8 protein-coding genes and 1 pseudogene are annotated in these 12687 nt (G+C 61.8%); 8 read left to right on the forward strand and 1 reads right to left on the reverse strand.

The annotated features are described in order from the left end of the window. Window positions 1-330 precede the first annotated feature (330 nt). Window positions 331-1503 (reverse strand): glucose-1-phosphate adenylyltransferase, encoded by a 1173-nt coding sequence (locus tag B8V81_RS16170; RefSeq protein ID WP_244912775.1) that lies wholly within the window; start codon window positions 1501-1503, stop codon window positions 331-333. A gap of 268 nt (window positions 1504-1771) precedes the next feature. Between B8V81_RS16170 and B8V81_RS16175 the strand changes: the two genes are divergently transcribed. The 8 genes and pseudogenes from B8V81_RS16175 (at window position 1772) to B8V81_RS16205 (ending at window position 12632) form a co-directional block, all read left to right on the forward strand. Beyond that, on the forward strand, window positions 1772-2098 hold the full coding sequence (locus B8V81_RS16175) for a YflT domain-containing protein (RefSeq protein ID WP_028600585.1): 327 nt from the start codon (window positions 1772-1774) through the stop codon (window positions 2096-2098). A 290-nt stretch (window positions 2099-2388) separates the two neighbouring features. Further along, the gene (locus B8V81_RS16180) at window positions 2389-3408 is read left to right on the forward strand and encodes a CobW family GTP-binding protein (RefSeq protein WP_244912776.1); all 1020 of its coding nucleotides are present in this window, start codon (window positions 2389-2391) and stop codon (window positions 3406-3408) included. A gap of 116 nt (window positions 3409-3524) precedes the next feature. Further along, entirely contained in the window at window positions 3525-4124 is a 600-nt protein-coding gene (locus tag B8V81_RS16185) for a hypothetical protein (RefSeq protein ID WP_101808750.1), read from the forward strand. 261 nt (window positions 4125-4385) lie between these two features. Then, window positions 4386-8090: a response regulator gene (locus B8V81_RS16190; RefSeq protein ID WP_342352570.1), complete on the forward strand. Its 3705-nt coding sequence runs from the start codon at window positions 4386-4388 to the stop codon at window positions 8088-8090. Then, entirely contained in the window at window positions 8083-8931 is an 849-nt protein-coding gene (locus tag B8V81_RS16195) for a CheR family methyltransferase (protein ID WP_101808751.1), read from the forward strand. Before B8V81_RS16190 ends, B8V81_RS16195 begins: the two co-directional genes overlap by 8 nt. A gap of 26 nt (window positions 8932-8957) precedes the next feature. Continuing rightward, window positions 8958-9428: pseudogene (locus B8V81_RS26345) on the forward strand (response regulator); the annotation flags it as partial. Window positions 9429-9488: 60 nt separating this feature from the next. After that, on the forward strand, window positions 9489-11210 hold the full coding sequence (locus B8V81_RS16200; protein WP_342352577.1) for an ATP-binding protein: 1722 nt from the start codon (window positions 9489-9491) through the stop codon (window positions 11208-11210). A gap of 84 nt (window positions 11211-11294) precedes the next feature. Next, a complete protein-coding gene (locus tag B8V81_RS16205) occupies window positions 11295-12632 on the forward strand; it encodes a TrkH family potassium uptake protein (RefSeq protein WP_373864118.1) in 1338 nt (445 codons plus the stop codon). The last annotated feature ends 55 nt before the right edge of the window (window positions 12633-12687 follow it).

Here is a 12687-nt window from a genome sequence, read left to right on the forward strand (position 1 = left end):
AAAACGCAAAAAGGGACGAAACGGAGTCTGGCTCCAGTTCGTCCCTTTTGCTTTTATGCGGATGGACAGCTTGGATCGTTCGAGCTGCCTTGGAAATGGCAGAACAGAAAGCGGCGGGAACGGAACCCTCTTGGAGAAGCGGGAGCGTTTCCCTTGATGGCCGGATCCCATCCTTTTCGGGAAGGGAGATCAAAGGAATCTGGGCATCAGCGGAATCGGAAAGAGGGTCCGTGCCCGGAGCGGCTTCCGGCTCGGACAGGCCATCCCCAATCTCGGAGTCAATCTCCGCAGGCCCGCTTTCGCCTGAACCCTCAAGCCTGAACCGGCTCCTCAAGAGCCGGTGCGGATCTCCTCCATCGCTGCGGCAGGACGCAGGCGACGAAGCGGGGAGCGGCTGTAGCGGAACTCTCCGGCTCCGAGCACGGTAAGCTTCTCGCCCGTGCCCTCGATCGTCGAGCCGTCGGCGACATAAGCGCCCTCGCCGACGATCGCGCGGTGCACATGCACGCCTCGGCCGATCCGGGCTCCGGGCATGATGATGCTGTCCGTAATCGTGCTGCCTTCTCCGACCTGCACGCTATGGAACAGGATGGAGCCTTCGACCGAGCCTTGGATGCGGCAGCCGCGCTGCACGATCGAGTTGGACACCTCGCCGCGCCCTTCGACGTAGACGGCCGGGCTCAGGTCGAGGGACGGCGTGTACATCGGCCATTCCGGACGATTCAGGTCGATGACGCCGTTCAGCAGATCCATATGGGCTTCCCACAGGCTGTCCGGCGTGCCGACATCCTTCCAATAGCCTTGGAAAGGAAACGCGACGACGCTGCTGCCCTCGGAGAGCAGCTGCGGAATAATGTCCTTGCCGAAGTCATGGGAGGAGCGGCTCGACTCGGCATCCTTCACCAAAGCTTGCTTCAGGTCGGCCCAGCGGAAAATATAGACGCCCATGGAAGCGAGGTTGCTCTTGGGCTCGGCCGGCTTCTCGGCGAACTCGGTCACCTGCAGCCGCTCGTTCGTATTCATGATGCCGAAGCGCGATGCCTCGCTCCACGGCACCTCCTTCACCGCGATCGTCGCAGCCGCGCCGCGCTGGCGGTGGAACGTGAGCATTTCCGTATAGTCCATCTGATAGATATGGTCGCCGGAGACGATCAGCACATGCTCCGGATTTTCCTTCTCGATGAAGTCGATATGTTGATAAATGGCGTCGGCCGTCCCGACGTAGCCGTTCTTTTCATCCTTAGAGGAAAGCAGGTCGATGCGGGCGTTGTCCCAAGCCCGTCCGTCCGCGATATGCTGCGTGATCGACTGCTTCATATATTGGCTCAGCACGCCGATCCGGTTGATGCCGGAATTGACGCAGTTGCTTAGCGGGAAGTCGATGATGCGGTAGCGGCCTCCGAAGTGCACCGCAGGCTTGGCGAGTCGATTCGTCAGAGGGGCGAGGCGTTTTCCTTCGCCTCCGGCAAGAAGCATAGCAAGGCAAGCATTCGATTGGATCATTAGGCGGTACCCTCCATTTTTTCGCTCGGAATATCATGTCTAGGTTATAACTAAACGGCACGGAACACTTTGAAACCGAATGAAAACAAGCGGGCCAAGCGGCCCGAGGAGCGACGAAGCGGCGTTTCGGCTGGACTGGCCGCGGCGGAGAAGGTCCTGAATGTTTCATGAGCCGCAAGGCAAGGGTAGAGATGCCTAGGCTGAGGACAGGCCGCCGCGCTGGCGGCTTCCCGATAAGACCGACTACACCAAACTGGAGGGATTTTCAATGAAACCAAGCATTCAAGTTGTCGAGAACGGCACGGACGCGATGTCGGCCGTACGGGAACTGAACCGTCGCGGATATGGTCGGGATGAGATCTATGTACTGGCGCATGACAAGGATCAGACGGATCGGCTGGTCGAAAATTCCGATGCGAACAAGATCGGCATGTCCGAGGAGGGCGTATTCGACTCCATGGCCAATATGTTCCGCTCCCGCGGCGACGAGCTGCGCTCGAAGCTGGAGTCCGTCGGCTTGACGGACCTGGAGGCGGAGCGCTACGAGGAAGTGCTCGACCAAGGCAAGATTCTCGTCATCGCCAAAACCCACTGACCGTCGCCTTGCCCGCCCCGGAGCGCCTAGCGCTTTCCGGGGCTTTTCCGCGTCTCCCGATGCCGGCGGCAGCCGTATCCCCGAAATCCCCCCTTCCACTCGCTTGTTTAAGAGGATTAAATATTCCGATATCGAAGATCGGTTATCCCAATGTAAATATTCCCCATCCGCAGATCGATTCCCTTTATCTGACAGAAAAAAATGGCCTCGCGGCTTCCGGTGTACGGACTGCCGACCCGCAGGTATACTGATAGGATGGGAATTTCGGTTTTGGGGAGGAAGATGCAAGCATGAACGAAATGATTCCGTCCGCGGCCGCTCCGTCGATACCGGTCGTCCTGCTGGGCGGCTTTTTGGGGAGCGGCAAGACGACGCTGCTCGCCCGGCTGGCAGAGCGGTTCCGCGAGGAGGGCAAGCTGGCCGCCGTCATCCTGAACGAGCTCGGAGACGTCGCGTTCGACGAGCTGCCAGCGGGCGGCATGCCCGTAAGCGAGCTGCTGAGCGGCTGCATCTGCTGCTCGATGAAGGCGGATCTGACCGCGGAGCTGCTGCAGCTGGCCGACCGCAGGCCGGATGCGATCCTCGTCGAGGCGACCGGAGCGGCCAATCCGCTGGAGCTGGTCGAAAACGTCATGGAAGCCTCGCTGCATCGCCCGCTCCATCTGGCTGCCGCGATCGCCGTCGTGGACGGGCCGGGACTGCTGCAGCTGCGCAAAGGAAGCCGGCGGACGTACCGGCTGCTGACGGACGGCATCCGCTGCGCGACGCATCTGGTGCTCAACAAGGCCGACAAGCTGCACCCGGAGGAGCGGGTCGAGCTGGAGCAGCTGCTCCGCGAGCTGAACGGCCGCGCGAAGCTGGCCGTGACGGTGCGCGCCGCCGTCCCGGACGGCTGGCTCGACGGCCTGGACGCCAGCGGCAGGGCGATCGCCGGCGAGGAGATCCGCGAGCGACGGCAAGCGCCGGACGGAACGTCAGGCTGCGGCTGCGGAGAGACGCATGCTGCGGGGCACGCCTGCGCGCACGGAGAACGGCATGAGCATTTGCTGGCCGTCTCCTACTACCCGGAACGGCCGTTCGACAGCGTCGCGTTCGAGCAGCTGCTGAGACGGCTGCCCGATGCCGTCTACCGGGCCAAAGGCATCGTCACCTTCGCCGACACGCCGAGCCGGTATCTGTTCCAGTATGCGTTCCGCGAAGCCGATTTCGTGCCGACGGCCTCCGCCGCGCCCGATGCGATCGTCTTTATCGGAGAGCATTTTTCCCGCGAGGAGCTGCTGCGGGAGCTGGCGGAGCTGGAGCGGCTCTGATTCGCCTTTTCGCCGGCTTTTTTCCTGCGCCTTGAGCTGTTTCGCCGTCCGAATCTCGTGGTAAATGAAGGAATCAAGCAAGAAACGGAAGATTCCACTTACGAGGAGGAAGGCGCATGAAACGGATCGTCGCTCTGGTTGCCGCTGCTTGCCTGCTGATGACGGGGGTTACGATCGGCGTGCTCATGCGCCCCGCTTATGCGCCTTCTCCGGCGGTCGCCGTCGGACTGGCGGTGGCGGATGATTCGAATGAGGCTGCGGTCCGCGCAGCTTCGCCGGCGTATTCGGCCTTTTTGCAGGACGAGGCCGCTATGTCGGAGGAGCCGGCGCTGGATTTCAGCGAAGTGAATGGAGTGGGCCTTTCCGACGCCAAGGAGCAGGTCGTGACCGAGATCGGCATCCCGCAGTCGGCGCAGCGCGACGAGCTGCTGCCCGAGCAGACGGCGTGGACCTATCCCGGCATGGAGGTCGGCTTCACCGGCGGCAGCGTGGAGTATGTGAGCGTGCCGGCCGGAGAGGGGCGGATCGAGCTCGAGAGCGGCAGCCTGCCGATTTCGCTCGAGGGATGGACGGAGGCGTTCGGCCAGCCGATGTTCACGGCTGACGACGGCGTCGGTTATGTCGACGAGCGCGGCTTCGCCGCCAAGCTGTTCCTCGATCCTCTCAGCGGAGAGCTTGTCTCGATCGACTTTTTCTGGTCCTCCCCGCAGCAATAAAATAAATGTCGATTCCTCTGTTTCAATAGGCTCGGAAGCGGGTATTTCAATTTCATATGATGTTGAAACGATTCGGTCGCTGCCTCTGGAGGTTGCGGCCGCTTCGTGCGTACCTGGGCAATCACCCATATTTTGTTGCGGATTCGGGGTGACGATCGCTTCGCGGCTCCTGTAAAATAGATTGGAAGGACCGCTTTTCATCAAGAGCGATCGTTATAGAACGATAGTCATAGAATGACATTCATATAAAGAGGGGAATCGGTGAGCACCTACATGAAAATTCGGACGAAAGTTCAGATCGGCTTCTCCCTGCTGCTGGCGATCATCATCATCCTCAGCATCGCGGGCGTGCGCAACCTGTTCAGCATGAGCGACCAGCTCAACGAGATTTACGACGACCGCTATACAAAGGTCTACGTGGCGACGGACATGCGGGGCAATGCGAACAACGTGGCTAAATTCATGGTCAACGTGCTGACCGTTCCGACGGCCCAGACGGTCGAGAACAACCGCGCGAACATCGAGGCGATGCGCCAGAACGTCCTGGAAGGCATCGAAAGGCTCAAATCGCTTTCGACCAATGCGTCCGAAATCTCCATGATGGAGGATATCACAGGCTCTGCCTCCGACTTCTTCGGCTATGTGGACCAGGCGCTCTCGCTCGTGAGCTCCGGCAAGGGCGCCGAGGCGGTCGCGCTGCGTGAAGCGCAAGGACTGGAATTCCAGGAATCGCTCGTCGCCGATATCGAAAAGCTGTCGAGCTACCACCGCAACGCCCTGACGCAGCTCGTGGAGCAGACGCGCGCGGACAACGAGGCGACGACGAACATCATGGTCGCCCTGACGGTGGCAGGCGTGCTGGCCGGAGCGTTCATCATGGCCTGGAACACGAAGTCGCTCAATCGCGGCTTCCGCGGCCTGTCGGCGATGATCGCCGGCTTCGCCAAGGGCGGCTCGACGGCGGAGTCCCGCCGGCTGGCGGAGAAGCAGGAGGGCGAGTTCAAGGAAGTGACGGACGCCTTCATCGCGCTCGCCGACGATCTGGATGAAAAGACCGAGGCGGAGAGAATCTACAACCAGAATATGCAGGAGCAGACCTGGCTCAAGACGAATCTGGCCAACGTCACCGTGGAGGCGCAGGGCATCACCGACCTGGACCGCCTTTCAAACAAGCTGGCGGAGCTGATCGCGCCGTTGACCGGGGCGACGTATGCGGCGTTCTATGTGCGCGACCATATGGGAGACGCCCAGACGCTGACGCTGCGCGGCAGCTATGCCGGCATGGAGGGCGGCCGTATGCGCTCGGTCGTCCGTCTGAACGAGGGCCTGACGGGCCAGGCGGCCGCCGACGGCCGAGTCGTGCATCTGACCGAGGTGCCGAGCGATTACCTCAAGGTATCCTCCGGCATCGGCGAGTCGGCCGTGCGCGAGCTGCATATTCTGCCGCTTCATTATCAGAACAAGGTCATCGGCGTCATCGAGCTCGGCACGCTGCAGACGTTCACCACGATTCATCTGGAGCTGCTGAAGCAGATCGGCGAATCGGTCGGCATGGTGCTGCACAATCTGTTCGGGCGCATCCGCATCGAGGAGCTGCTGCGCGAGTCGCAGACGATGAGCGAGGAGCTGCAGTCGCAGTCGGAGGAGCTCATCAGCCAGCAGGAGGAGCTGCGCAGCTCCAATGAACGGCTCGAGGAGCAGACGAGAGCGCTCAAGTCTTCCGAGGAGAAGCTGCAGTCGCAGCAGGAGGAGCTCGAGCAGACGAACGAGGAGCTTCTCCAGAAGACGCATATGCTGGAGCTGCAGATGAAGGAGACGCAAAAGCGCAGCCAGCAGATCGAGCAGACGCGCGACGCGCTCGAAAAGCAGGCCGTGCAGCTCGGCCTCGCCTCCAAGTACAAGTCGGAATTCCTGGCCAACATGTCGCATGAGCTTCGGACTCCGCTCAACAGCCTGCTGATCCTGTCGCAGATGCTGTCGGACAACAAGGAAGGCAACTTGACGAAAAAGCAGATTGAATTCGCGACGACGATCCACGGCTCCGGCTCGGATCTGTTGAAGCTGATCGACGAGATTCTCGACCTGTCCAAGATCGGCGCGGGCAAGATGGACGTCGTCACCGAGCATGTGCCGATCCGCGACCTGGAGCAGTACGCGCTGCGCAGCTTCCAGCCGCTGAGCGCGCAGAAGGATCTCGTGTTCGAGACGAAAATCGACGAGGACGTGCCGACCGAGCTGTTCACCGACAGCCACCGGGTCAAGCAGATCCTTCGCAATCTGCTCTCCAACGCATTCAAGTTCACGAGCCAGGGCTCGGTCGCCCTGCATATCCGCAAGGCATCCGGGACGGAGCTTCCGGAGCAGGCCGAGGGCGAATGGATTTCCTTCGAGGTGCGCGATACCGGCATCGGCATTCCGGAAGACAAGCAAGCGATCATTTTCGAGGCGTTCCAGCAGGTCGACGGCACGACGAGCCGCAAGTACGGCGGCACGGGCCTCGGCCTCGCGATCAGCCGCGATCTCGCCAAGCTGCTCGGCGGCGACGTGAGGCTGACGAGCAAGCCGGGAGAAGGCAGCTCCTTTGTCCTCACCTTGCCGGAGTTCCACATCGTCAAAAGCCTGACGGAACCAGCCGAGTTCGACGCGGGAGCAAGCTTCGGGGGCATGAGCGAAGCGGCCGCCGCCCTGTCGCCGGGCCGGCCGGCAATCGCGGCGGCGCCGCGCCGTCAGGCCGAAGAGCCGGTCCGCGTGCTGCAGGAGGTCGAAGACGATCTGAAAAACCTGGAGGAAGGCGACAAGGTCGTGCTCATCGTCGAGGACGATGTGGCTTTCGCCAAGGTGCTCGTCGACATCGCCCGCTCGCGCGGCTTCAAGGCGATCACGGCCGGACAGGGAGACAAGGGCTTGTCGCTGGCGAGGACTTATGTTCCGGACGCGATCCTGCTCGATATCCAGATGCCGGTCATGGACGGCTGGTCCGTCCTCCATCATCTCAAGAACGATGCCGACACGCGGCATATCCCGGTGCATCTAATCTCGGTCATCGACGAGGTGCAGCAGGGGCTGTCGCTCGGCGCGATCGCCTATCTCAAAAAGCCGGTCACCAAGGAGCATCTCGACAATCTGTTCACGCAGATCGGACTGTTCCTGGAGCGCAACCTGAAGCGGCTGCTCATCGTCGAGGACGATCAGGCGCAGCGGCTCGCGATCGAGGAGCTGATCGGCCACGACGACCTCGTCATCACCGGCGTCTCCTCGGGCAAGGAAGCGCTCCGCGAGCTGACCGAGCATCGCTACGACTGCATGGTGCTCGACCTCGGGCTGCCGGACATCAGCGGCTTCGAGCTGCTGGACCAGATCCGGCGCAACGAGGAGCTCCACGATCTGCCGATCATCATCTACACGGGCCGGGAGCTCGACAAGCGCGAAGAGATGATGCTCAAGAAATACGCCGAGACGATCATCGTCAAGGACGTGAAGTCTCCGGAGCGCCTGCTCGACGAGACGACGCTGTTCCTGCACCGCGTCGAGGCCGACCTGCCGGAAGACAAGCGAAGCGTGCTGCGCAAGCTGCACAGCGTCGAGACGATTTTCGAAGACCGCAACGTGCTGATCGTCGACGACGACATCCGCAACGTGTTCGCCCTCTCCAACGTGCTCGAAGGCTACAAGATGAACATCATCTATGCGGAGAACGGCCGCGAGGCGATCGAGCAGATCGAGAAGAACCCGGATCTCGATCTGGTGCTGATGGATATCATGATGCCGGAAATGGACGGCTACGAGGCGATGAGGCTGCTGCGGGCGGACAGCCGCTTCGACAAGCTGCCGATCATCGCCGTCACCGCCAAGGCGATGAAGGGCGACCGGGACAAATGCATTGAGGCAGGGGCCAGCGACTACATCGCCAAGCCGGTGAATGTCGACCAGCTGCTTTCATTAATGAGGGTGTGGTTGTATAAATAACAGCAAGCTTCGTCCAAGCGAGGCGGACGAGAGGGAACAAGTCGAGATCGAGCTGCTGCTGGAGGCGATGTACCGTCTGTACGGGTACGATTTCCGCAATTACGCCTATGCCTCGATCCGGCGCAGGGTCTGGCATCGCGTCCACGCCGAGAGGCTGGCGACGGTGACCTCCCTGACCGACAAGATGGTCCATGACCGCAGCTGCATGGAAAGGCTGCTGTCCGATCTGACGATCCACGTCACGGAGATGTTCCGGGATCCGGAAGCGTTCCGCTCGTTCCGCGAAAATGTCGTGCCGCTGCTCAGAACCTATCCGTTCATCCGCATCTGGCATGCCGGCTGCTCGACAGGCGAAGAAGTCTATTCGATGGCGATCCTGCTCCACGAGGAAGGGCTGCTCGAGAAAACCCGCATCTATGCGACGGACATGAGCGCCACCGTGCTCGACGTCGCCCGCCAGGGCGTCTTCCCGATCGAGCGGATGCAGCAATATACGCGCAACTATCAGGACGGCGGCGGCAAGGAATCGTTCTCGGACTATTACATGGCCCGGTACGAGTCCGTCATTTTCCAAAGCTTCCTGAAGAAAAATATCGTCTTCGCCCAGCATAATCTGGTAACGGACGGTTCGTTCAACGAGTTCCACGTCATCCTCTGCCGCAACGTGATGATCTACTTCAACAAGGAGCTGCAAAATCACGTGCACGGGCTGCTGTACGACAGCCTCAGCATGTTCGGCGTGCTGCTGCTCGGCACGAAGGAGTCGATCAACTTCACGCGGCATGCCGACAAGTTCGACGATCTGGACCTCGTGAACCGCATCTATCGCAAGATCAAGTAGCCGCACGTTCAGAGAGGGGGGGAACCATGATCTCTTACGACGGACCGATCAATATTCTGCTTGTCGACGACTATCCGGAGAACCTGCTTGCGATCGAAGCGGTGCTGGCCGACCTCGACTACAATCTCGTGAAGTGCCTGTCGGGAGAGGAGGCGCTGCGCGCGCTGCTCAAGGACGACTTCGCGGTCATCGTGATGGACGTCCAGATGCCCGGCATGGACGGCTTCGAGACGGCGCGCATGATCAAGTCGAGGGAGAAGACGAAGGAGATTCCGATCATCTTCGTCTCCGCGACGAGCAAGGAGTCGCAGCACTTGTTCACCGGCTACGCCGTCGGCGCCATCGACTACATGCTCAAGCCGTTCGTGCCGCAGATCTTCCGCTCGAAGATCGAGGGCTTCGTCGGCATGTACGTCAGCAACAAGAAGCTCCAGCAGCAGAAGATCCTGCTTCAGCAGCAGACGCAGGAGCTGGAGCGGATGAACAAGGAGCTGATGCGCACGGCGTATCAGCTGACCAAGGCGGAAGCGATCAAAAGCGTCATCAGCAGCACGTCGATGGACACGATGATCACGTTCGACGGAGGCGGCATCATCCTGACCGTCAACCCGTCGATCCTGCCGATGTTCAGCTATTCGGAGCGAGAGGTCATCGGCAGGCATATCCATGAGCTCGTGCCCGAGCTGTGCCTCAAGCAGCTCGAGGGCATGACGGAGCAGACGGCCGAGGGCCTCACCTCCGGGCGGCTGATCGAGGTGATGCCGCAGCGCAAGGACGGCAGCCGCTTCCATGCCGAGATCAAGCTCGGCAGCACGCATGTCGACGACGAGCTCATCTATGCCTGCACGGTCAGCGACATCACCGAGCGCAAGAAGACCGAGCGCGAGCTGCTCGCCGCCAAGGAGGCGGCGGAGATCGCCGACCGCGCCAAGACCGATTTCCTGGCGATGGTCAGCCATGAGATCCGCACGCCGATGAACGGCATTCTCGGCATGACCAATCTGCTGACGGAAACCGACCTCGACGAAGAGCAGCGCGACTTTACCGAAATCATCCTCAAGAGCGGAGACTCCCTGCTCGGCGTCATCAACGACATCCTCGACTATGCGAAGATCGAGGCCGGCAAGCTGGAGCTGGAGCGGATTCCGTTCAGCCTCAAGAGCTGCCTCGACGAATCGCTGGACCTGTTCATCGGCAAGGCGCGGGAGAACAGCCTCGAGCTGCTCTGCACCGTCGACGAGAGCTTGCCTGAATACGTCTACGGGGACGTGACCAAGCTGCGCCAGATTCTCATGAATCTGGTCAGCAACGCGGTCAAGTTCACGCCGGAAGGCCGGATCGAGGTCGCCGCGCGGCCGGGCTCCGAGCCGTTCGCGGGGTCGATCCGGGACTTGACGGTCGAGTTCCAGGTGCGGGATACGGGAGTGGGCATTCCGGCGGAAAAGCTGGCGGAGCTGTTCCAGCCGTTCTCCCAGCTCGATTCGTCGATGACCCGCAAGTACGGCGGCACAGGCCTCGGCCTCGCCATCTGCAAAAACCTGGTGGAGCTGATGGACGGCTCGATCGCCTGCGCTCCCAACGAGCCCTGCGGCGCGGTATTCACCTTCACCGTCCGTCTGGAGCGGCTCGAGGAGAATCCGGGCTCCGGGCTGACGGAGCTGCCCTCGCCGGCGAGGCTCGAGCCTGGAGCCGAGCCTTTTCCCCGCTGGGAAGCCTCCCAGCCGTTCTCGTTTTCGGCGATGCTGAGCGACACCTTCGCGGAGATCGGCGCCGCCGCCCTGCCGGAGATGGAGACGCTGCTGCCGGACCGCTCGCTCAGCGGCGGAGTGCTGCCCTTCGCGCCGACACCGCCCGAGCGGCTGGCGCGCATCCGCAGGCAGGAAGCGCCTCGCGTGCTGGTCGCCGAGGACAACGAGGTGAACCAGAAGCTCATCCTCAAGCTGCTCGACCGCTTCGGCGTCGAGGCGGATGTGGCGGAGAACGGCGAGCTCGCCGTCGACATGGCGCTCGCCCGCTCCTATGACCTCATCTTCATGGACATGAAGATGCCGATCATGGACGGACTCGAGGCGACGCGGCGGATCGTCGGGCAGTCCGGCTCGGCCCACCCGACGATCATCGCGATGACGGCCAACGTGCTGCCCGGCGACAGGCAGAAATGCCTGGAGGCCGGCATGACGGACTACATCAGCAAGCCGATCCGTCCGGATCTTCTGGAGACGACGATCAACCGTTACCTGCTCGGCGAGTCCGCCGCCAAAAGGCAGTCCACGCATTAGTGGACTGCCTTTTGCGCTTCGGCTATAGTAGGGAGGACAAGCGCATCCGCCGCTTTCGGAACCATTAGAGAGGAGCTTCATCCGGTGCTGTTCATTCGCATTCTCAAAAAAGCCTACTCGTCCCCTCCCCGGGTGCTGACAACCGGCTTCGTGCTGCTTATCCTGATCGGAACGGCGCTGCTCAGCCTGCCGGCCGCCTCGGCCGACGGCGAGCGGATCAAGCTGCTGGACGCGCTGTTCACGGCGACCTCGGCGACCTGCGTCACCGGCCTCACGATCCTCGATACGGGCGCGGTCTACTCCCGCTTCGGCCAGATCGTGCTGCTCGTGCTGTTCCAGCTCGGCGGCATCGGCTTCATGACCGCGGCGACCTGGTTCGCGCTCGCTCTCGGCCGCAAGATCTCGCTGAAGGACAGGCTCGTGCTCAAGGAATCGCTCAACCAGCATGAGATGAGCGGCATCGTGCAGCTCGTCATCCGCATCTTCCTGTTCTCCGCCGCGATCGAGGGGCTCGGCGCGATCATGCTTGCCTGGGTCTGGATGGATCGGATGAGCTTCGGCGAGGCGGTCTACAACGGCATCTTCCATTCCGTGTCCATCTTCAACAATGCCGGCTTCGAGCTGCTGGGCGGATGGAGCCAGTTCGTCGACGATCCGGCGGTCAATCTGATTTCCATGACGCTGATCTTTTTCGGCAGCATCGGCTTCATCGTCATGGCCGACCTGATCCGCTGGCCGGAGAAGCGCAAGGTATCGCTCCATACGAAGGTGGTGCTGTGGGCGACGGCCGTGCTGACGGTCGGCGGAGCCGTGCTGTTCTTCATCTTCGAGTATACGAATCCGCGGACGTTCGGGCCGCTCGGCCTCGACGGCAAGCTGTGGGCGTCGGCGTTCCAGTCGTTCAGCCTGCGCTCCGCGGGGCTCAACACGGTGCCGATCGCCGATCTGCGCCAAGCGACGCAGCTCATGATGGTCATTCTCATGTTCATCGGCGCCGCCCCGGGCTCGACCGGCGGGGGCATCAAGATCACGACGTTCGTCGTGCTGCTCGCCGGCATCGTCGCGATCATCCGCGGCCGGGAGGACGCGGTCATCTTCCGCCATCGGATCGGGGCGCGGGAGCTGTACCGGGCCATTACGGTCACGCTCATGGGGGTGATCGTCATCGTCGTCGCGACGATGATCCTGACGACGGTCGAGAACGGGCCGTTCCTCGTCCTGCTGTTCGAGGCGGTATCGGCGTTCGGGACGGTCGGCTTCAGCCTCGGAGCGACGGTGGAGCTGACGGATGCCGGCAAAGGCGTCATCATCGCCCTCATGTTCATGGGCCGGCTCGGCCTGCTGACGCTGGCGTTCGCTTTCCGCTCCAAGCCCAAAAAGGAAAGCTTCCGTTATCCGGAAGGAAGAATCATCATCGGCTGATCTCGTTCGGCCATCCAAAAACAAAAACGCCTCGGAGCTCGCCTCCGGAGGCGTT

This window comes from Paenibacillus pasadenensis (assembly GCF_002864175.1).
Classification (GTDB): Bacteria; Bacillota; Bacilli; order Paenibacillales; family Paenibacillaceae; genus Paenibacillus_O; species Paenibacillus_O pasadenensis.